The organism is Bradyrhizobium campsiandrae, from assembly GCF_014529705.1.
In the GTDB taxonomy this organism is placed as follows: domain Bacteria; phylum Pseudomonadota; class Alphaproteobacteria; order Rhizobiales; family Xanthobacteraceae; genus Bradyrhizobium; species Bradyrhizobium campsiandrae.
In genome coordinates this window covers 186977-206368 of record NZ_JAANIH010000001.1, presented here as the reverse complement: position 1 = coordinate 206368, position 19392 = coordinate 186977, and the positions used below count along the sequence as shown (strand labels likewise).

Below are 19392 nucleotides of genomic sequence, written 5' to 3'. Positions count from 1 at the left end.
GGTATTTTGCCTGACTGCGTTCGCTCTGGCGCTGAACGGCTGCACCAAGTGCGGTCCGATCTGGGATGACTGGCTTCACGGGCCGAAATCGTGCAGATCGGATCGGCTCTAGTGGATTGAAGCGGCGCTCGGAGCCGTGAAGAAGGACCGGGCGCGGAATCCGCCCCTCTATCGATGATCAAGGAGTGAGTGATGAAGCTTTTCCGTATGGCGGCGGTGCTGGCGGTGCTGGCCGGACCGGCTTTCGCGCAGGACGCGCCCCATATCAATCTGCTGGCGGATACCCCCTCCAAGACGGACGACGAGAAGGCCGCCGATGCTGAGCGTGACAAGGCCTACAAGGAGACGTTGAAGAAGATCCCGGACGCCAAGGCCTCCAATGATCCATGGGGCGGAATGCGCGCCGACCCGCCGAAGCAGCCAGCGCCGAAGGCGTCAGCCGCCACCAGCACGCCCAAGAAGCCCAAGTCCGGCGGCACGGCGGCAAATTGAGCGGGGTCCCCGGAGGCGGGGGACGCCTCCGTCAGGACTCGCCTTCGCGAGGACCGGATCCTACATTCTCTCGCAGTGTTGCGTTGAGGAGGCAGGATATGGCGGATCGGCCGCAGGACCTCGCCGAGCGGATGGCGCGCCGGCGCAAGCGAGCCGCCAGGCCATCCGGCACGGCCGGCGACGGTTATTTGCGCGAGAGCTTCACCCTGCCGCGCGCGGCAGCGCGGGCAAGAGCGCAGGCCTTCTTCGCGCGCTATCCCAAGGCCGGCTATATGAGCGAGGTCGAAACCTGGCGCGAATTGCCCGGCGGCGACATCGAATTCACCATGCGGCGGCTGCCCAGCGCCGACTAGCCGTCCCGCTCCGGCCTTTCAACCTGACGCCTCAGCCCTCTTGCGGCCCATGGCCTTGAGCTCTCGATCGATGCGCAGCTGCACCCGACGGATGGCCAGGAGGTCGATCTTCGTCTCGGTCTTGCCTGTCCTGATTTCGTCGCCGATCCGGAACTGCCATTGCCAGACACCCGGAACCGCCGTCTTTGCAACCGTGAACTCAACACCCCTGTGATTCATGGTCACCTCCACGATTCACCTTGTCATGTCGGGTAACATGTTGGGCGAGGTAATATTCCTTTCACAAGCAAAAATTGGGATTAAGTCGAGGACAAGTCATCGGAATTCGGCAAGCGCGCGCAGTTCGAAACAAGCGAAATCGGATTCCGAAAGACTGGCGGGCGATGGATGCTGCGGGTCGTGATTAGGTCAGGAACTCTGTTCTTGCCCGGAGAACCACGGGGGAAACCAGGCGACATCGAATGCGCGCGGGTCTCGTGTCTTCGCGTCAGAAAAAACCCCGCCAGGAGAGAGCCGGGCGGGGCAGAAGGTTATTGGAGGCTGAGGTGCTGGGCTGCAACACCATAGCGGGACGACCGTAGCCCGCTCAGCTTACGGCAGCCTGACAGAGCGAGGCGGATCTGATCGCGGACGGAATCCCGCAAGGGTTCGGCAGCTTCGTCGCTCGGCCGACAAAACAGAAGACCCCGCTCGGGACGAGCGGGGTCGACTGGGTATGGAGGCCCGGTGTTGGTCCAGCGGGCAAGGCGACGCTAGAGCATTCGGCTGACAGGTGCCTTACGCAAGCTTGTGCGGGGCTTACGAGGGCATTGAGAGGCGCGCTCGCGTCCCAATTCAGACATCCGCCCGCACAAATTAGGACACATCCGTTGGCGACACTTTGCGCGCACGGCGAAGCCATGGGGGATACGTGGCGCGCCGACAGCGGGGTGGCATCATGGACAAGGTAGAGCGGTCATTCGCCGCCGCGACGGCGGCTGGCTTCGTGGTCTTGGTCGTCGGCATCGTGCTGCTGGCGCTGATGTAGCGGGAGCCGATGCGAGGACTTGATGCAGCCGGTGGGGCGGATCTCGCCAGATCCGCAAAACAACCCCATGCACAGTAGGTAACCGCCGGATTGCGTCCTAATGCACCTGGATCTCGTCCAGGGGCAGGCGGAGATCGGCGGCGCGCTCGGCGCGATCCTTCCTGCGGAACTCGCTTTCCCTGCGCTCGAACTTCGCCATCTCCTCGAGCGCAGCCTCGCGCAGGGAATTGCGCCTGATGGCATCGTTGTGCGTGTGTTCCGTCATGATCCGATTCCCCATCGCCTGGCCCCATCCCGAGGAAAGTCTGTGACCAATGAAAAGTTCTGTGCCGAAGGATTACGAAATTATGACGGCAGCACGGCTTGGCAGCGTTGATGCACATCATCTTCGCGAGACAAGGACGGCCTCACATTTTGCGGAGGCGAGGGCCGTCCATGACTTTCATGCTACCATATCGTGCGGCATTGGAGATGGTCATGGCCTACTGGCTTTTCGTCATCGCCTCGATTGGATCGATCCCGCTCGCAGGCGCGATGGCGCGCGAACGCAGCAGATCGTCGGCAAGGTGGCTCTGGATCGCCGTCGCAGTCGGCCCGCTGGCGCCTCTGGCGCTGTTGATCTTGGGAGCCGCCAAACACCCGGCCGAGGCCAATTGAGGCGATCTTTGTTTCAAAATGTTTCCAACATGACCGTTCCGTAAGGACAGCGTAAGGGCACCAACCTACGGATGCTCCGATTGCGGAGTGTTCGATGTCCCTGATGTTGCTGCCCTTGATCCTGCCTGCGGCCGTCTTGTGCTTCTTTGGCTACGCCTTTGTGAAGCCGTGGTTTCTCCGGCGCCATCAAGCCAGTCCGCCCGAAAACCCAAACTAGGCCACCAAAAATCAACTCAGGGCACCGGGGCAGGCCCGGACCGCCCGACTGGACTTCATCGATAAATGGACACGCACGATCCGAGGTTCGGAGAACAGTATCAGCTTGATTTTGGGGACGAGCGCGACGAGGACGACGGCAAGGGATTGTCGTGAAAGAGGCCGCCAACTGAGGCGGTCTGTTCAGCGGACATCACGGGCGCCTGGGCTGCGTTCCTGTGTGACAGGGATCACCGCGCCGAAAAGCCGCACCGCTTACTCCTAGGTGTCAAGGGAATGGTCCCTTACCCCAGGAGGATAAACATGAACAAGCTGGATGTGGATTTGCTTTCCGTCGAGGATCTCGATGCCGTTCGCGGCGGCATGATGAATGATGGCCGAGGCCAGCTAGACCCGAAAGCGCCAGGTGCATATGTGCCCTACGGCGGACCCGGCATGAGCTTGGGTCAAGTGGCAGGCGAACTCATTATGGGCAGCGTTGCCGTGGGTTTCGCATTAGGCTTGTGAAGGCCGGACGAAAGAAGACCAGAGGCCGCCGACGGAGGCGGCCTTACGGCGCAGCGAAGTGAAGGGCGATGGCGGCCATGATGCATATGCCAATGGAAATGGGCCATCCGTAGCGAGGATTAAAGCCGGGGCCTGTCCAAAACAGCGCCGTCCCGGCGAATAGGAGAAGCTTGAGAGCCATTGTCCCCATGTCGCCAATTTGCGCCCTCAAGCGAGTTTAGGACACTCACAAATTCGAAATAGGGCACCGGGGTCAAATACGGACAGCCCCCAATTCCCGGTACTGGCCGAAACAGGCCACTCGCAAATTCAAAACCAGCCACCCTGGATCGGAGGGCTGAGTCATGAGTAATGACCGCGCCTACCGAGAAAAGGTGGCTGAGTTACTTCGGCTTGTTGAGGCGGACCATGTGCCCCCAAGGGTGAGGCGGCCTCTTGCAGCGCCGATTTATTGCTAATCGCATCTTATGCTCGATCCATTGGTGGCGCACACGTGCCCCCACGAATAGCCTATTCCTGACCCGGTATCGTAGTACTTGAAATCAAACCCAGGAATATGGATCTGGAGGAGAAGATTCGGTTCCCCGCCCGAAATCATTTCCAGTTCGTCGCACGAAAGCGGATTGATTTCGCGTTCCATGTCTCCGTCTCCTGTTGTTCAACGAAGCGACCATCCGCCTCGTTAGGTTGAGGAGACTAGATCCCCCACGCGCAACGTGCCGTGAGGCAGATCACGGAAATTCAAAACCGGCCACTGGGATTTTCAAACCAGGCCACCATGGGTTGAAACAGGCCAGTACCCAATTTTCCAAAAGAACATATTGCGAACCTAGAACAAATAGTGTACATTGTTTTTATCGACGATCCGCCGCCAATCGTTTGTCCCGCACCCGAATCCTCGCCATAAGGAGCACGACCCAATGTCCACAACTGCCCTGCGTATCGTCGAAGGATCTTCCATGGACAAGAGTAAAGCTCTGGCCGCCGCGCTCTCCCAGATCGAGCGCCAGTTCGGCAAGGGCTCGGTGATGAAGCTCGGCAAGAACGACCGTTCGATGGACATCGAGGCGGTGTCGTCAGGCTCGCTCGGGCTCGATATCGCGCTCGGCATCGGCGGCCTGCCGAAGGGGCGCATCGTCGAGATCTACGGGCCGGAATCGTCGGGCAAGACCACGCTGGCGCTGCACACGGTGGCGGAGGCCCAGAAGAAGGGCGGCATCTGCGCCTTCATCGACGCCGAGCACGCGCTCGACCCGGTCTATGCCCGCAAGCTCGGCGTCAACATCGATGAGCTCTTGATCTCTCAACCCGACACCGGCGAGCAGGCGCTGGAAATCTGCGACACGCTGGTGCGCTCGGGTGCGGTGGACGTGCTGGTGGTCGATTCGGTCGCGGCGCTGGTGCCGAAGGCCGAGCTCGAAGGCGAGATGGGCGATGCGCTGCCGGGCCTGCAGGCCCGCCTGATGAGCCAGGCGCTGCGCAAGCTGACCGCCTCGATCAACAAGTCCAACACCATGGTGATCTTCATCAACCAGATCCGCATGAAGATCGGTGTGATGTACGGCTCGCCCGAAACCACCACCGGCGGCAATGCGCTGAAATTCTATGCCTCCGTCCGCCTCGACATCCGCCGCATCGGCGCGATCAAGGAGCGCGACGAAGTGGTCGGCAACACCACGCGCGTGAAGGTGGTGAAGAACAAGCTGGCGCCGCCTTTCAAGCAAGTCGAGTTCGACATCATGTACGGCGAGGGCGTCTCCAAGATGGGCGAGATTCTCGATCTCGGCGTCAAGGCCGGCATCGTCGAAAAGTCCGGCGCATGGTTCTCCTATGACAGCCAGCGCCTCGGCCAGGGCCGCGAGAACTCGAAAGCCTTTTTGAAGTCCAACCCCGACATCACCGCCAAGATCGAGACCGCGATCCGCCAGAACTCCGGCCTCATTTCCGAGCAGATCCTGGCCGGCACGCCCGAGAGCGACGCCGACGGCGAAGAGCCCGCGGACGAGTAAGCCTTCGCGTAAAACTTCGCGAGGAGCGGGCGCTGAGGACGTTGAGTTGCCGACGTCGTCAGTGCCCGTTTTCGTTTTGGGGTGGATGCCCGGGACGCAGCAGAATGCGACGCGGTGCGCTGTGAAGCCACGCCCCGAAGCAACGCCCGTTCACAGGTGTTTTTCAATTCTTAAACGCGGAATTAACCCTGTGCGCCACCAGGTTAGCCGCGGCATCTGAGGCGATATACTTCGGTGAGATTGACTCAGGCACGCCAGGAGTGGGCAATGAGGCTCGCGGCGCGCATCCAATTCGTGGTATAGGGATTATAAGCTTCACCTATCGGGACTTATCTCTCGAAGGGCTGCAGTGATGGTGAAGTACCGAGAGTTCAGGTGGAAGATCGACGGCGCCTATACCGCCGAAACGATGCCGCTCGACCGCTTGATGGAGTACATCAAAGAGTTGATGACGATGTTGGGTTCGCCCCAGCACTTCCACCTTACTCAAGTCGTGAGCGCTAGCACCTCTCCGGTTTTTAAAGTTGATGAAGAAGCTATCCCGCAGATCCAAACGCGAGCGGCGCAGATACGCGCCGGGATTGCTCCTCTAGATGTGAGACGGGCTTATCGCAAGATCAACAGCATGCTTCGCGAAGACGGTGGCGATGCTGTGTTTCTTGAGGGCGCCGCCGAGGTAATCCCGTTCCCAGGCATTCGTGCGCCAGTACCACAGGCAATTACGGGTATACAGCAACCCGGCAGCTTGGACGGTAGGCTTATCAGCATCGGCGGCAAGAGTGAATCTGTGCCCCTTCAATTGGAAACTCCTGAAAAGGTCCTGACTCACATCTACGCCAAGCGAGCCTTGGCTAAGGAGATTAGTAAGCTCCTATTTGAACCGATCCGTTTGCTTGGACAGGGTAGGTGGAGCCGAGACGAGGATGGTGAATGGAGCATGGATCGTTTCACTGTCCATGGTTTTGAGCCTCTTGGCGCAGACGATTTGATATCCGTTGTTGGTTCTCTCAAAGCAGTGAACGCTGATTGGCCTGATGATCCACTTGCTGCTCTCGATGCTTTGAGGCACGGAGATAGCGAGTCTGATTAATGGTGGTTTTTGACAGCGCCGTGCTGACATTGCTGTTGTGGGATCAGGCGCGACCACCGATTGACCCGACGAATGCCGCTCGAGCGCTGCAAGGAACGTATGGAGCTGCTTGTTCAGAACCTCCATAAGACCAAGCAGACTATTATCATTCCGACTCCGGTGGTCAGCGAGGTTCTTACGATCTCGGCTGCGGGGCTCCGGTATGTAGCCATCTTACAAAAGACGACCGTATTCAAAATCGAGCCGTTTGATACGCGGGCCGCTATTGAGTTGGCGGAGATGAATAAGACCTTTCTCGCTACCGGCGATAAGAAGGGCGGAATCGATGCGCCGTGGCAAAAGATCAAATTCGACCGACAGATTGCGGCCATTGCGCGCGTAGCTGGAGCAAAAGTTCTCTATACGAATGATGGCCCACTGAAAACCACGGCTGAAAGCGCTGGTCTCAAAGTAGTTGGAGTTCACGAACTCCCGCTACCCGTAAGAGACAAGGACGATCAGCACGACTTTTTGGAGTTGCTGGAACGCCAAGCCGCAGCCATGAATGAACCAGTTGACGAGAAAGAAGCCGGGCCGCCAGAGGACGAACCCGACGCAGGATGATGCTCAGAAACCGCCACAGGCTAGCCGAAGACTTAACTCACACTGTCGGTCACCGCGGAAGCAGAAGCGGTGGGTTACGCGAGCGGACTGCGCTTTGCGCAGCCGCCCGCTAACCCACCCTACGAAGCCGTTACTCCGCGGCTTGCGCGTAATCGCTCACCGGCGGGCAGGAGCACACCAGATTGCGGTCGCCATAGACGTTGTCGACGCGCCCCACAGGGCTCCAATATTTGTCGGTGCGCGAGCTGCCTGCGGGGAAGCAGCCTTCGCTGCGGGCGTAGGCGCGCTTCCAATCGTCGTCGGCGATGTCGTGCACGGTGTGCGGGGCGTGGCGCAGGGGAGAAGCCTCGATCTTGAAGCGGCCGGCCTCGACCTCGGCGATCTCCTTGCGGATCGCGATCATGGCGTCGCAGAAGCGGTCCAGCTCGGCCTTGGATTCCGACTCGGTCGGCTCGATCATCAGCGTGCCCGGCACCGGAAAACTCATGGTCGGGGCGTGGAAGCCGTAGTCGATCAGGCGCTTTGCGATGTCGTCGACGGTGACGCCCGAGGTCGTCTTCAGCGGACGAGGATCGACGATGCACTCGTGCGCGACGCGGCCCTTCTCGTTCTTGTAGAGCACCGGGAAGTGCGGATCGAGGCGCGCGGCAATGTAGTTGGCGTTGAGGATCGCGATTTCGGTGGCGCGCTTCAAGCCTTCGCCACCCATCATCAGGATGTAGATGTAGGAGATGGTGAGGATCGAGGCCGAGCCGAACGGCGCGGCCGAGACCGGTCCGACCGGCGCGTCGGCCTGCGTCGCAGGATGACCGGGGAGGAACGGAGCAAGATGCGCCCTGACGCCGATCGGGCCCATGCCGGGGCCGCCGCCGCCATGCGGGATGCAGAAGGTCTTGTGCAGGTTGAGATGGCTGACATCGGCGCCATAATCGCCGGGCCTGGAAAGGCCGACCTGCGCATTGAGGTTGGCGCCGTCCAGATAGACCTGGCCGCCATGGCCGTGCACGATGTCGCAGATCTCGCGGATATGCTCCTCGAACACGCCGTGCGTCGAGGGATAGGTGATCATCACAGCGGCGAGGTCGTTGGAATGCTTCTCGGCCTTGGCGCGGAGATCATTGACGTCGACGTCGCCGTTCTTCTCGCAAGACACGACCACGACCTCCATGCCGACCATCGCGGCCGAGGCCGGGTTGGTGCCGTGGGCGGAGGAGGGGATCAGGCAGATCTTGCGGTGGCTCTCGCCGCGCGCGGCATGATAACCACGGATCGCGAGCAGGCCGGCGTACTCGCCTTGCGCGCCCGAGTTCGGCTGCAGCGAGATCGCGTCATAGCCGGTGATGTCGCACAGCCATTTTTCCAGCCGGGCGAACAGCGCGTGATAGCCCTTGGCCTGCTCGCGCGGGGCGAACGGGTGGAGCGAGCCGAATTCCGGCCAGGTCAGCGGCATCATCTCGGTGGTGGCGTTCAGCTTCATCGTGCAGGAGCCGAGCGGGATCATCGCGCGATCGAGCGCGAGGTCGCGATCACTGAGCTTGCGCATGTAGCGCAGCATCTCGGTCTCCGAGCGATGGGCGTGGAACACCGGATGGGTCAGGAAAGCGGTGGTGCGCTTCAGCGCGTCCGGCAGCGCCTCGCGCGTGGTGGCGTCGATCTCGGCGTAGGACAGCTGGCCGCCGAAGGCGCGCCACACGGCTTCCACCGTCGCCGATGTCGTCGTCTCGTCGAGCGCAATGCGCAAGCTCGTATCAGCGATGCCGAGATTGATTGTCTCGGCGGCTGCGCGCGCGATGATCTCGGCGCGCCTGGTGCCGGCATCGACGCTGAGCGTGTCGAAGAAGCTGTCGGATTGCGGCGCAAAGCCGAGCTTGCGCAAGCCCGCGGCCAGCACGGCGGCACGGCGATGCACGTTGCGCGCGATCTGAGCGAGGCCCTCCGGGCCGTGATAGACCGCATACATCGAAGCGATCACGGCGAGCAGCACCTGCGCGGTGCAGATGTTGGAGGTCGCCTTCTCGCGGCGGATGTGCTGCTCGCGGGTCTGCAGCGCGAGGCGATAGGCGGGTGCCCCACGCGAATCCACGGAGAGGCCGACGATGCGGCCGGGCAGCGAGCGCTTCAGCACATCGCGCACCGCCATATAGGCCGCGTGCGGTCCGCCATAGCCCATCGGCACGCCGAAGCGCTGCGCCGATCCGATGGCAATGTCGGCCCCGAGCTCGCCGGGTGAGGCGATCAGCGTCAGCGCCAGCAGATCTGCGGCAACGATCGCGAGCGCGCCCTTGGCCTTCAGCGCCGCGATCGCGGGCCGGAGGTCGCGCAATGCGCCGGAAGAGCCCGGATACTGCAGCAGCGCGCCGAGCACGTCTGATGTGTCGAGATCGGTGAGGGGATCGCCGACGATCAGGCTCCAGCCGAGCGGCTCGGCGCGGGTGCGCATCACCGCCAGCGTCTGCGGATGCACGTCCTTGTCGACGAAGAAGGCCTTGGCTTCGACCTTCGAGTGCCGCTCGGCGAGCGCCATCGCTTCGGCGGCGGCGGTCGCCTCATCGAGCAGCGAGGCGTTGGCGACGTCGAGGCCGGTGAGATCGCAGATCATGGTCTGGAAGTTGAACAGCGCTTCCAGCCGGCCCTGGCTGATCTCGGGCTGGTAGGGCGTGTAGGCCGTGTACCAGGCCGGGTTCTCCAGGATGTTGCGCTGGATCACCGCGGGCAGGATGGTGCCGGAATAGCCCTGGCCGATCAGCGAGGTGAAGACCTGGTTCTGACGCGCGAGCTCGGCCATATGGGCGATTGCCTCGGTCTCGCTCAGGGGCTTGCCGAGATCGAGCGGGGCGGCCTGCCGGATCGAGGCCGGCAGCGTTTCCGACATCAACGCGTCGACGCTTTTGGCGCCGACCGTCTCGAGCATGGCGGTGACATCGCGCACTGATGGGCCGATGTGGCGGCGAACGAAGGAGGTGGTCTCGCCATTGGATTTGCGCTGCGCGGTCATCATGGGTCCTCGCTTTGGTTTATCTGTCGTCGCCGTCTTGCCCGGGCTTGTCCCGGGCATCCACGTTCTTCGTGCCTCGAGAAGGCCGTGGATGCCCGGGACAAGCCCGGCCATGACGATGTGGAAACATCGCGTTCATCTCACGCCGTATGTGCCTTGTAGGCGGCTTCATCCATCAGGCCGCCGAGCTCGCTCTTGTCGGCAATCTTCATCTTGAAGAACCAGGCCGCACCTTGCGCGTCCGAGTTCACCAGCGCCGGCTCGGCGGCGAGCGCCTCGTTGCTCTCGACCACTTCGCCCGAGATCGGTGCGTAGACGTCGGAGGCGGCCTTGACCGACTCGACGACGGCGGCCGCCTCGGCCTTCTTCAAGGCGCGGCCGACCTTGGGCAGCTCGACGAATACGACGTCGCCGAGCTGGGACTGCGCGTAGTCCGTGATGCCGACGGTGGCGATATCGCCGTCGATCGCGAGCCATTCGTGGTCGGAGGTGTACAGCGTCGTGGTCATTTTCGATCCTCAGCGTTTGTAGGTGTTTTTCACGAAAGGCATGGCGGCGACCTGAAGCGGGAGGCGCTGGCCGCGCACCTCGGCAAAGAGCTTTGTCTCGAGCGCGCTTGAGGCAGCGGGCACATAGCCCATTGCGACTGGTGCATTCAGGCTCGGGCCGAAGCCGCCCGAGGTGACTTGTCCGATCGGCTCGCCGCCTTCGCCAGCGGCAAACAGCAATGCGCCCTCGCGCACGGGCGCGCGGCCCTCTGCGCGCAGCCCGACGCGGCGGCGGGGCGCACCGTGATCGAAGTGACCGAGGATCTTGTCCGCGCCCGGGAAACCGCCGGCGCGGGCACCGCCGCTGCGGCGGCTCTTCTGCACCGACCATTCCAGCGCGGCCTCGACCGGCGTGGTCGTGGTGTCGATGTCGTGGCCGTAGAGGCAGAGCCCGGCCTCGAGCCGCAGGCTGTCGCGGGCGCCGAGGCCGATCGGCATCACGTCGGGATTTTCCAGCAGGGTTTTGGCGAAACGTTCGGCGTCGGCCGCGGGCACCGAGATCTCGAAACCGTCCTCGCCGGTATAACCCGAGCGCGAGACGAAGCACTTGATGCCGGCAACTATGTGCGGGCCGGCATCCATGAACGTCATGGCGGGCGCTGCTGCACATAATTTCGCCAGCGCCGATTCCGCCTTCGGGCCCTGCAGCGCAATCAGCGCACGGTCGTCCAGCGAATCGATGATGCAGGTGTCCGAGAGGTTCGCGCGCAGATGCGCCGCGTCCTGTTCCTTGCAGGCGGCATTGACCACCAGGAACAGGTGATCGCCGAAATTGGCGACCATCAGATCATCCAAGATCCCGCCGTCCGCATTGGTGAACTGGGCGTAGCGCTGCCGCCCCTTGGCAATCGCCACGATGTCCTGCGGCACCAGCCGCTCCAGCGCGCGGGCGGCATCCTCGATCCTGCCGGATTTCGGCCGCAGCGCGATCTGGCCCATATGGGAGACGTCGAACAGGCCGGCAGAGGCTCGGGTATGAAGGTGCTCCTTCAGCACGCCCGCCGGGTATTGCACGGGCATGTCATAGCCCGCGAACGGCACCATCTTGCCGCCCAGCGACAGATGAAGATTGTAAAGGGGGGTACGTTTCAGGGAGTCTTTGTCGTCACGCACGGACATCACAGGGGCCCTCGGCGGTTCCCCGGGGACGATTCCCCTGGGACACCAGTCGAAGCCCCATCTGTCGCTGTGCCTGAGAGTATTATCCCGTCGGCGGACGCTATCAGGACCTTAAGCCCGCCAGCGCCTCTTTCCAGATGTCGTCAAAGCCACGCGGTCCTTTTGCCTGAGAGTTTCCGGGGCGGTTGCTCCTTCGGCGCCGGCAAGCGTGCCGGTCTCTCCCGACGTGGCCGTACGATACAAATGGGTACAGACCACGGGACGGCCAAGCCTGTCAACGCAGGGAATGTGGCTTTCAACGGGATTGCGCGCCTGCGGCAACGCTTTGATCTGCCTGCACATCTCCTTGCACAGTTTCTGGACAGGAAAGCCGGCCTTGTCTAAAAGCGCTTTGGCCCGCAGATATCAGCCCAAATCGCCAGGTTTGGATGGCAGGTGTGCGGGTCCAAGCACACCCGATTGGATGAACATGAGCGGCGTCAACGAGATCAGGTCGACCTTTCTGAACTTCTTTGCCGAGAACGGCCACGAGATCGTGTCGTCCTCGCCACTCGTGCCGCGCAACGATCCGACCTTGATGTTCACCAATGCCGGCATGGTGCAGTTCAAGAACGTCTTCACCGGCGTCGAGAAGCGGCCTTATCAGCGCGCCACCACATCGCAGAAATGCGTGCGCGCCGGCGGCAAGCACAACGACCTCGACAATGTCGGCTACACCGCGCGCCATCTCACCTTCTTCGAGATGCTCGGCAATTTCTCGTTCGGCGACTATTTCAAGGAGCGCGCGATCGAGCTGGCCTGGAAGCTCATCACCAGGGATTTCGGGCTGAAGAAGGACAAACTGCTCGTCACCGTCTACCACACCGACGACGAGGCGCACGGGCTCTGGAAGAAGATCGCCGGCTTCTCCGACGACCGCATCATCCGTATCCCGACCTCGGATAATTTCTGGGCGATGGGCGACACCGGCCCGTGCGGCCCGTGCTCGGAGATCTTCATCGATCGCGGCGACCACATCTGGGGCGGCCCTCCGGGCTCGCCGGAAGAGGACGGCGATCGCTTCCTCGAATTCTGGAATCTCGTGTTCATGCAATATGAGCAGGTGACGAAGGAGGAGCGCGTGGACCTGCCGCGTCCCTCGATCGACACCGGCATGGGCCTGGAGCGCATGGCCTGCATCATGCAGGGCGTCGACAGCGTGTTCGAGACCGATTTGTTCCGTCATCTGATCGACGCGACATCGTCGGCGCTCGGCAGCGGGCCGAACGAGCAGAACGTCGCCTCGTTCCGCGTCATCGCCGATCATTTGCGCTCCTCGGCCTTCCTGGTCGCCGACGGCGTGCTGCCCTCCAACGAAGGTCGCGGTTATGTGCTGCGCCGGATTATGCGCCGCGCGATGCGCCATGCGCAGCTGCTCGGCGCCAAAGAGCCGCTGATGCATCGGCTGGTCTGGGCGCTGGTCCGCGAGATGGGCCAAGCCTATCCCGATTTGATGCGCGCGGAAAATTTGATCGAGGAGACGCTGCGGCTGGAAGAGACCCGCTTCCGCAAGACGCTGTCGCGCGGCCTCGCCATTCTCGACGAGAAGAGCGCGTCCTTGAAGAAGGGCGACATGTTCGACGGCGACGTCGCCTTCACACTGTACGATACCTATGGTTTTCCGCTGGACCTGACGCAGGACGCGCTGAAGTCGCGCGGCATCGGCGTCGATCAGGCCGCGTTCACCGACGCGATGGAGCGGCAGAAGGCCAAGGCGCGCGAGTCCTGGAAGGGCTCGGGCGAAGCGGCGTCCGAAGCGATCTGGTTCCCGCTGCGCGAGAAGCTCGGGGCGACCGAGTTTTTGGGCTACGAGACCGAGAGCGCCGAGGGCGTGGTGTCCGCGCTGGTCAAGGACGGTGCGGAAGTGGCCAGCCTCAAGGCCGGCGAGAGCGGTGCGATCGTGCTGAACCAGACGCCGTTCTATGCGGAGTCAGGCGGCCAGGTCGGCGACACCGGCGTGCTGACGGGCGAGGGCGGCATCAAGTTCCGCGTCACCGACACCCAGAAAAAGCTCGGCGATTTCTTCGTGCATGTCGGCACCGTCGAGGGCGGCGAAGTGAAGGTCGGCACCGCGTTGCAGCTCGAGGTGGATCATGCGAGGCGCTCCTCGATCCGCGCGCATCACTCGGCGACGCACCTGATCCACGAGGCGTTGCGCCAGGTGCTCGGCGACCACATCGCCCAGCGCGGCTCGATGGTGGCGCCGGACCGCCTCCGCTTCGATTTCGTGCATCCGAAGCCGATCACGGCCGAAGAGCTCGCCCGCGTCGAGGACATCGCCAACGACGTCGTGCTTGAAAACGACGAGGTCACCACGCGCGTGATGGGTGTGGACGAGGCCCGCGAGGCCGGCGCGCGCGCCCTGTTCGGCGAGAAATATGGCGACGAGGTTCGCGTCGTCTCGATGGGCAAGACCGCGCGCGAGCGCGGCGCCAACGCGCTCGGCTGGTCGGTCGAGCTCTGCGGCGGCACGCATGTGCGGCGCACCGGCGATATCGGCCTGATCACGCTCACGGGCGAGAGCGCGGTCGCCTCGGGCGTGCGCCGCATCGAGGCGCTAACGGGCAACTACGCGCGCAAGCATGCCAACGAGACCATGGCGCTGGCGAAGACCGCGGCAAGCGAGCTGCGCACCTCGATCGACGACGTCCCGGCGCGCATCACCGCGCTGATGGAGGAGCGCAAGAAGCTCGAGCGCGAATTGTCCGACGCCCGCAAGAAGCTGGCGATGGGCGGCGGTGCGGCCGCCGGCGGCGGCGCAGCTTCGAGCGTGCGCGAGGTCGGCGGCGTCAAGCTGATGGCGCGCGCGGTCGAGGGCATCGAGATGAAGGATCTCAAGAGCCTCGCCGACGAGGCCAAGAAGCAGATCGGCTCCGGCGTCGTCGCCATCGTCGGCGTCACCGAGGACGGCAAGGCCGGCGTCGTGGTCGGCGTCACCGCCGACCTGACGGCGCGCTTCAACGCCGTGAATCTGGTGCGCGTTGCCTCCGAGGCGCTCGGCGGCAAGGGCGGCGGCGGCCGGCCCGACATGGCGCAGGCCGGTGGCCCCGACGGCGCCAAGGCTTCGGACGCGCTCGCTGCGATCGAACAAGCGATGGGAGCTGCGTAAACGCCATGCGCCTCGGTCCGCGAGGACGTGGGCTTTCCGATCCGAACTTAAGGGATCGGCTCTATGAATTGCTGGAGCACGATCCGCTCGCCTATTCGGTCGGATCGCGCTTCATCCAGCTGATCATCGGCGTCATCGTGCTCAACGTCGCCGCGATGGTGCTTGCCTCGGTGCCGGAGCTGGATGCGCAGTTCAGCATGTTGTTCTCCGCGATCACCATCCTCGCGGCCGTCGTGTTCGCGCTGGAATATGCCGCACGGCTGTGGACGGTGGCCGGCCACACGCCGCGCAAGGGCTCGCCGCTTTCAGACCGGCTCGGCTACGTCTTCTCCGCGCTCGGCATCATCGATCTCATGGCATTCCTGCCGGCCGCGATCGTGCTGGCCACGGGGCGGCACGCGACGCTGGCGGCACTCGGCGTGCTGCCGTTCTTCAAGCTGATCCGCTACTCGCCGGCGATGCGCTCGCTGCTCGCTGCCGTGCATGCCGAGCGGCGCGCGCTGGTCGGCTGTCTCGTCATCCTGACCGGCGCGGTCCTGACCTTCGCCTCGCTGCTCTACGCCATCGAGCGCGACGTGCAGCCGGACAAGCTCGGCACCATCCCGCAGGCGATGTGGTGGGCGATCGTGACGCTCGGCACCGTCGGCTACGGCGACGTCGTGCCGGTGACGGCGCTCGGCAAGGTCGTCTCGGTCTTCACCATCATCTCGGGCTTCGCCATGATCGCGCTGCCGGTCGCGATCATCTCGACGGCCTTTGCGGAAGAAGTGAAGCGGCGCGACTTCGTCGTGACCTGGGGCATGCTGGCGCGGGTGCCGCTGTTCTCGCATCTATCGGCCGCGGAGATCGCCGACATCATGCAGCTCTTGCGGGCACGCACCGTCGAGCAAGGCGAGATCCTGGTGCGGCGGGGCGATGTCGCCTCGTCGATGTATTTCATCACCGCGGGCGAGGTCGAGATCGTGTTGCCGAACCAGCAGGTGCGGCTCACTGATGGTACCTTCTTCGGCGAGATCGCGCTGCTGCATAAGACAAAACGCAGCGGCACGGTGACGGCGACGCGCAAGACGCGGCTTCTGGTGCTGGACGCGCAGCATTTTCACGCCCTGATCGAGCGGATGCCGATGCTGGCGGCGCACGTCCACAGGACCGCCAAGGCGCGGCTGGAGGAGACCGGCGGCGATCTGGCGCCCGCCGAACTGGCGCAGGCCGAGCGTGAGGACACCGACCGCTGAGCGGTCAGCCCTTCTTCAGGAAAATGTAATCGGCCGAGTAGGGCGCGCTCCTGAAGTCGCCGGCCTTGTCGCAAGCGCCTTCGAGCTTGCCGCCATGGGTGTTGATGCGCTGGACGGTGGTGACGGGCGAGAGCACGCCGCTGCCGCGGCGGGAGGCGACCTCCAGCTTCAGCCAGGCGATATCGGCAGACGTGGCACCCGGCGCATTGCCGACGGCCTTGCCGACCACGGCGCTGCCGTCGGCGTGCTCCCAGCTCGGCCCCGCATAGTGGCGGCCGATGGTTTTGCCCTCGGACAGCAGCGTCGCGATCGGCTCGCGGAAGCTCCACGCCAGTTTGCCGTCTGCGGCCGCCCTGCATTCATAGACCTGTGCGCCCTCGGCGTGGACGCTGAGCACCAAGGTCTCGCCTGGTGCGGCGATGGCGTCAGGCAGCGTCTCCGCCGCCACGGGTCCCATCATGGTCGCGAGCGACAGCAGGCAGGGGCCGGCAAGCTTGATGAACATGGTCGCATCTCCGCAAAGGGCCACAAAAAATATGGGCCGCGCCTGCGCGCGGCCCATCATGATGTTTAACCCCGACCGGGCGAAAATCATTCGCGGCCGAATTACGCCGCCAGCGCCTTCACGAGGTTGTCAGCGACCTTGTCGAGGAAGCCGGTCGTCGAGAGCCAGCGCTGGTCGGCGCCGACCAGGAGCGCGAGGTCCTTGGTCATGTAGCCTTCTTCAACCGTGTCGACGCAGACCTTCTCCAGCGTCGAGGCGAACTTGGCCAGCTCAGCATTGTTGTCGAGCTTGGCGCGGTGGGCGAGGCCGCGCGTCCAGGCGAAGATCGACGCGATCGAGTTGGTCGAGGTCTCCTTGCCCTTCTGGTGCTCGCGGTAGTGGCGGGTCACGGTGCCGTGGGCGGCTTCCGCTTCGACGGTCTTGCCGTCGGGGGTCAGCAGCACGGAGGTCATCAGGCCGAGCGAGCCGTAGCCCTGCGCGACCGTGTCGGACTGCACGTCGCCGTCGTAGTTCTTACAGGCCCAGACATAGCCGCCGGACCATTTCAGCGCCGAGGCCACCATGTCGTCGATCAGGCGGTGCTCGTAGGTCAGGCCCTTGGCGTCGAACTCCTTCTTGAACTCCTTGTCGAAGATCTCCTGGAAGATGTCCTTGAAGCGGCCGTCATAGACCTTCAGAATCGTGTTCTTGGTCGACAGGTAGACCGGGTAGCCGCGCAGCAGGCCATAATTGAAGGAGGCGCGGGCGAAGTCGATGATGCTGTCGTCGAGATTGTACATCTCCATGGCGACGCCGGCGCCCGGAGCCTTGAACACTTCCTTCTCGATCACGGTGCCGTCCTCGCCGACGAACTTCAGCGAGAGCGTGCCCTTGCCCGGGAACTTGATGTCGGTGGCGCGGTATTGGTCGCCATAGGCGTGGCGGCCGATGATGATCGGCTTGGTCCAGCCGGGAACCAGGCGCGGCACGTTCTTGCAGATGATCGGCTCGCGGAAGATCACGCCGCCGAGGATGTTGCGGATGGTGCCGTTCGGCGACTTCCACATCTGCTTGAGGCCAAACTCCTTCACCCGGGCTTCGTCCGGGGTGATGGTGGCGCACTTGACGCCGACGCCGACCTTCTTGATCGCCTCGGCGGCGTCGATGGTCACCTGATCATTGGTCTGGTCGCGGTACTCCATGCCCAGGTCGAAATAGAGCAGCTCGACATCCAGGAACGGGTTGATCAGCTTGTCCTTGATGTACTGCCAGATGATCCGGGTCATCTCGTCGCCATCGAGCTCGACGACGGGATTGGATACCTTGATTTTTGCCATGATCGGGAAAGCCCTCTTGGGAACGGCGCCATCGGCGCCAACGTGAATATCCGCCGCCTCATAGCACCTGACAGCTGCGGGCGAAAGCCAAGTGATTATGCACTTTTAGCCGATCCAGCTTCCACGGATGGGGGGCGTGCCCACTGCTGCGCCCGGGGCCGGGGCGCAAGTTTCAGGCGAGATTCAAAAACCGAATCCAAGTCGTTATTTCCCTTGAGAATTCTGTCAGGACAGGCAAACGACAGGCGAGCGGGTGGCCGCCCCAGGATAGGGCGAGGCCGAAAGGCCAGGCCGGCTTTGAATCAATTCCTGAAGAGAGCCTTGGCAGGGCCTTGAGAGACAGTGTGAAAGCGAAACGAGATGTCGGGGACTGACAAGAGCAAGACGGGCCTCGCCCTCGATGGTCCCATCGTGATCCTGGTCGAGCCTCAGCTCGGGGAAAACATCGGCATGGCGGCGCGCGCCATGGGCAATTTTGCGCTTGGCGCCCTGCGTATCGTCAACCCCAGGGACGGCTGGCCCAATATCGCCGCCCAGCGGGCCGCCGCCGGCGCCGACCACATTCTGGAAAAGGTCGAACTGTTCGACACGGTCGAGCAGGCGGTCGCCGACCTCGACCTGTTGTTCGCCACCACCGCACGCCCACACGACCAGGCCAAGCCGGTGGTCGGGCCGGACGCGGCGGCCGCCGAGATTTCGGGGCACATCGCCACGGGCGGCAGGGCCGGTATCCTGTTCGGCCGGGAGCGCTGGGGCCTGACCAACGAGGAGGTCGGACTCTCCAACCGCATCATCACCTTCCCGGTCAACCCCGGCTTTGCCTCGCTCAACCTCGCCCAGGCTGTACTCTTGGTCGGCTACGAATGGTTCAAACGCGCGACCTCAGGCGCGCTGCCGCATGCGATGCCTGAACGGTCCGAGCGCGCCTCGCAGCACCAGATGCAGGCCTTCTTCGACAATCTCGTGCGCGAGCTCGACCGGGTCGAATTCCTGCGCCCGGCCGAGAAGCGCGACACCATGCTGGTCAATCTGCGCAACATCTTCAGCCGGATGGAGCCGACCAAGCAGGACATGCACACCCTCCACGGCGTGGTGATGGCGATCGCCGAAGGCCGCAAGGGCCCGGCCAAGGGCGGCGTGCTCGACGGCGAGCAGGCCACGCGCCTGCGGGCGCTCTTGGCCGAGCACGGCCAGGCCGGCGGCGCGCCCGACAGCGGCTCGACGGTGCGTGGCCTCGCCCGCCTGCTCCGCCGCAACCCCACCGATGCCGAGCGCCTGCTGTGGCAGGCGCTGACGCGCGACCGCCGCTTCGCTGGCCAGTTCAAGCGCCAGACCCCCGTGGGGCGCCACATCCCGGACTTCGTCTCGTTTCCGCATAGGATCGCGATCGAGCTGGTCAACCCGGGCGAGGGCGAAACGATCGCGGCGGACCGCGCGTCAAGGCGGGCGTGGCTGGAGGCGCGGGACTATCGCGTGCTGGAGATCCGGGCCGCGGATGTGGAGCGTGATCTGGAGGCGGAGCTGGTGCGGCTGGAAAGGAGTCTTAGGCAAACGTGACGGCGCTGCTTCCCA

At 63.5% G+C, this 19392-nt stretch carries 18 protein-coding genes and 1 riboswitch; of the genes, 10 read left to right on the top strand and 8 right to left on the bottom strand.

Annotated features, from left to right (window positions below; genetic code table 11):
• The first annotated feature begins 192 nt into the window (after positions 1 to 192).
• Both G8O24_RS01015 and G8O24_RS01010 read left to right on the top strand, forming a co-directional pair.
• Positions 193 to 492: a lysozyme inhibitor LprI family protein gene (locus G8O24_RS01015; protein ID WP_188095606.1), complete on the top strand. Its 300-nt coding sequence runs from the start codon at positions 193 to 195 to the stop codon at positions 490 to 492.
• Between the two features lie 98 nt (positions 493 to 590).
• On the top strand, positions 591 to 845 hold the full coding sequence (locus G8O24_RS01010) for a hypothetical protein (RefSeq protein ID WP_188095604.1): 255 nt from the start codon (positions 591 to 593) through the stop codon (positions 843 to 845).
• An 18-nt stretch (positions 846 to 863) separates the two neighbouring features.
• On the opposite strand, the gene G8O24_RS01005 is transcribed toward G8O24_RS01010, so the two are convergent.
• Both G8O24_RS01005 and G8O24_RS01000 read right to left on the bottom strand, forming a co-directional pair.
• The gene (locus tag G8O24_RS01005; RefSeq protein WP_188095602.1) at positions 864 to 1064 is read right to left on the bottom strand and encodes a hypothetical protein; all 201 of its coding nucleotides are present in this window, start codon (positions 1062 to 1064) and stop codon (positions 864 to 866) included.
• 905 nt (positions 1065 to 1969) lie between these two features.
• Entirely contained in the window at positions 1970 to 2137 is a 168-nt protein-coding gene (locus tag G8O24_RS01000; RefSeq protein WP_188095601.1) for a hypothetical protein, read from the bottom strand.
• A 212-nt stretch (positions 2138 to 2349) separates the two neighbouring features.
• On the opposite strand from G8O24_RS01000, the gene G8O24_RS00995 reads away from it, so the two are divergent.
• Both G8O24_RS00995 and G8O24_RS00990 read left to right on the top strand, forming a co-directional pair.
• Positions 2350 to 2529: a hypothetical protein gene (locus G8O24_RS00995; protein ID WP_188095599.1), complete on the top strand. Its 180-nt coding sequence runs from the start codon at positions 2350 to 2352 to the stop codon at positions 2527 to 2529.
• Positions 2530 to 3048: 519 nt separating this feature from the next.
• Positions 3049 to 3252: a hypothetical protein gene (locus tag G8O24_RS00990; RefSeq protein WP_188095597.1), complete on the top strand. Its 204-nt coding sequence runs from the start codon at positions 3049 to 3051 to the stop codon at positions 3250 to 3252.
• Positions 3253 to 3706: 454 nt separating this feature from the next.
• On the opposite strand, the gene G8O24_RS00985 is transcribed toward G8O24_RS00990, so the two are convergent.
• On the bottom strand, positions 3707 to 3892 hold the full coding sequence (locus G8O24_RS00985; protein ID WP_188095595.1) for a hypothetical protein: 186 nt from the start codon (positions 3890 to 3892) through the stop codon (positions 3707 to 3709).
• A gap of 280 nt (positions 3893 to 4172) precedes the next feature.
• Here G8O24_RS00985 and recA point away from each other — a divergent pair, with 280 nt between their 5' ends.
• The 3 genes from recA to G8O24_RS00970 all read left to right on the top strand — a co-directional run bounded on the left by recA (position 4173) and on the right by G8O24_RS00970 (position 6954).
• A complete protein-coding gene (gene recA, locus G8O24_RS00980) occupies positions 4173 to 5261 on the top strand; it encodes a recombinase RecA (RefSeq protein WP_057747344.1) in 1089 nt (362 codons plus the stop codon).
• Positions 5262 to 5613: 352 nt separating this feature from the next.
• On the top strand, positions 5614 to 6351 hold the full coding sequence (locus G8O24_RS00975) for a hypothetical protein (RefSeq protein ID WP_188095593.1): 738 nt from the start codon (positions 5614 to 5616) through the stop codon (positions 6349 to 6351).
• 72 nt (positions 6352 to 6423) lie between these two features.
• Positions 6424 to 6954 carry a type II toxin-antitoxin system VapC family toxin gene (locus G8O24_RS00970; RefSeq protein ID WP_188095592.1) on the top strand — a complete coding sequence of 177 codons (531 nt, stop codon included), beginning with the start codon at positions 6424 to 6426 and terminating at the stop codon, positions 6952 to 6954.
• A gap of 130 nt (positions 6955 to 7084) precedes the next feature.
• On the opposite strand, the gene gcvP is transcribed toward G8O24_RS00970, so the two are convergent.
• From gcvP to gcvT, 3 genes are all read right to left on the bottom strand, one after another.
• On the bottom strand, positions 7085 to 9949 hold the full coding sequence (gene gcvP, locus G8O24_RS00965; protein ID WP_188095763.1) for an aminomethyl-transferring glycine dehydrogenase: 2865 nt from the start codon (positions 9947 to 9949) through the stop codon (positions 7085 to 7087).
• A gap of 140 nt (positions 9950 to 10089) precedes the next feature.
• The gene (gene gcvH, locus G8O24_RS00960; protein WP_188095590.1) at positions 10090 to 10458 is read right to left on the bottom strand and encodes a glycine cleavage system protein GcvH; all 369 of its coding nucleotides are present in this window, start codon (positions 10456 to 10458) and stop codon (positions 10090 to 10092) included.
• 9 nt (positions 10459 to 10467) lie between these two features.
• Positions 10468 to 11616 (bottom strand): glycine cleavage system aminomethyltransferase GcvT, encoded by a 1149-nt coding sequence (gene gcvT, locus G8O24_RS00955; protein WP_188095588.1) that lies wholly within the window; start codon positions 11614 to 11616, stop codon positions 10468 to 10470.
• Positions 11617 to 11761: 145 nt separating this feature from the next.
• A riboswitch (glycine riboswitch) is annotated at positions 11762 to 11850 on the bottom strand.
• 235 nt (positions 11851 to 12085) lie between these two features.
• Between gcvT and alaS the strand changes: the two genes are divergently transcribed.
• Together alaS and G8O24_RS00945 are read left to right on the top strand one after the other, a co-directional pair.
• Positions 12086 to 14764 (top strand): alanine--tRNA ligase, encoded by a 2679-nt coding sequence (gene alaS / locus G8O24_RS00950; RefSeq protein WP_188095586.1) that lies wholly within the window; start codon positions 12086 to 12088, stop codon positions 14762 to 14764.
• 5 nt (positions 14765 to 14769) lie between these two features.
• Positions 14770 to 15999 carry a cyclic nucleotide-gated ion channel gene (locus tag G8O24_RS00945; RefSeq protein WP_188095584.1) on the top strand — a complete coding sequence of 410 codons (1230 nt, stop codon included), beginning with the start codon at positions 14770 to 14772 and terminating at the stop codon, positions 15997 to 15999.
• A gap of 4 nt (positions 16000 to 16003) precedes the next feature.
• Here G8O24_RS00945 and G8O24_RS00940 read toward each other — a convergent pair whose 3' ends face one another.
• Positions 16004 to 16504: a DUF3455 domain-containing protein gene (locus tag G8O24_RS00940; RefSeq protein WP_188095582.1), complete on the bottom strand. Its 501-nt coding sequence runs from the start codon at positions 16502 to 16504 to the stop codon at positions 16004 to 16006.
• A gap of 101 nt (positions 16505 to 16605) precedes the next feature.
• Entirely contained in the window at positions 16606 to 17820 is a 1215-nt protein-coding gene (locus tag G8O24_RS00935; protein WP_188095581.1) for an NADP-dependent isocitrate dehydrogenase, read from the bottom strand.
• 360 nt (positions 17821 to 18180) lie between these two features.
• Here G8O24_RS00935 and G8O24_RS00930 point away from each other — a divergent pair, with 360 nt between their 5' ends.
• A complete protein-coding gene (locus G8O24_RS00930; protein WP_188095579.1) occupies positions 18181 to 19377 on the top strand; it encodes a TrmJ/YjtD family RNA methyltransferase in 1197 nt (398 codons plus the stop codon).
• The last annotated feature ends 15 nt before the right edge of the window (positions 19378 to 19392 follow it).

What these genes read in the sequence shown, in the direction of transcription:
- G8O24_RS00930 (WP_188095579.1), top strand. Translation starts at nt 18,181, where the DNA reads ATGTCGGGGACTGACAAGAGCAAGACGGGCCTCGCCCTCGATGGTCCC.
- recA (WP_057747344.1), top strand. Translation starts at nt 4,173, where the DNA reads ATGTCCACAACTGCCCTGCGTATCGTCGAAGGATCTTCCATGGACAAG.
- G8O24_RS00935 (WP_188095581.1), bottom strand. Translation starts at nt 17,820, where the DNA reads ATGGCAAAAATCAAGGTATCCAATCCCGTCGTCGAGCTCGATGGCGAC.
- G8O24_RS01005 (WP_188095602.1), bottom strand. Translation starts at nt 1,064, where the DNA reads ATGAATCACAGGGGTGTTGAGTTCACGGTTGCAAAGACGGCGGTTCCG.
- G8O24_RS00945 (WP_188095584.1), top strand. Translation starts at nt 14,770, where the DNA reads ATGCGCCTCGGTCCGCGAGGACGTGGGCTTTCCGATCCGAACTTAAGG.
- G8O24_RS01000 (WP_188095601.1), bottom strand. Translation starts at nt 2,137, where the DNA reads ATGACGGAACACACGCACAACGATGCCATCAGGCGCAATTCCCTGCGC.
- G8O24_RS00995 (WP_188095599.1), top strand. Translation starts at nt 2,350, where the DNA reads ATGGCCTACTGGCTTTTCGTCATCGCCTCGATTGGATCGATCCCGCTC.
- G8O24_RS00985 (WP_188095595.1), bottom strand. Translation starts at nt 3,892, where the DNA reads ATGGAACGCGAAATCAATCCGCTTTCGTGCGACGAACTGGAAATGATT.
- G8O24_RS01010 (WP_188095604.1), top strand. Translation starts at nt 591, where the DNA reads ATGGCGGATCGGCCGCAGGACCTCGCCGAGCGGATGGCGCGCCGGCGC.
- gcvH (WP_188095590.1), bottom strand. Translation starts at nt 10,458, where the DNA reads ATGACCACGACGCTGTACACCTCCGACCACGAATGGCTCGCGATCGAC.
- G8O24_RS00940 (WP_188095582.1), bottom strand. Translation starts at nt 16,504, where the DNA reads ATGTTCATCAAGCTTGCCGGCCCCTGCCTGCTGTCGCTCGCGACCATG.
- G8O24_RS00970 (WP_188095592.1), top strand. Translation starts at nt 6,424, where the DNA reads ATGCCGCTCGAGCGCTGCAAGGAACGTATGGAGCTGCTTGTTCAGAAC.
- gcvP (WP_188095763.1), bottom strand. Translation starts at nt 9,949, where the DNA reads ATGACCGCGCAGCGCAAATCCAATGGCGAGACCACCTCCTTCGTTCGC.
- G8O24_RS00990 (WP_188095597.1), top strand. Translation starts at nt 3,049, where the DNA reads ATGAACAAGCTGGATGTGGATTTGCTTTCCGTCGAGGATCTCGATGCC.
- G8O24_RS01015 (WP_188095606.1), top strand. Translation starts at nt 193, where the DNA reads ATGAAGCTTTTCCGTATGGCGGCGGTGCTGGCGGTGCTGGCCGGACCG.
- G8O24_RS00975 (WP_188095593.1), top strand. Translation starts at nt 5,614, where the DNA reads ATGGTGAAGTACCGAGAGTTCAGGTGGAAGATCGACGGCGCCTATACC.
- gcvT (WP_188095588.1), bottom strand. Translation starts at nt 11,616, where the DNA reads ATGTCCGTGCGTGACGACAAAGACTCCCTGAAACGTACCCCCCTTTAC.
- alaS (WP_188095586.1), top strand. Translation starts at nt 12,086, where the DNA reads ATGAGCGGCGTCAACGAGATCAGGTCGACCTTTCTGAACTTCTTTGCC.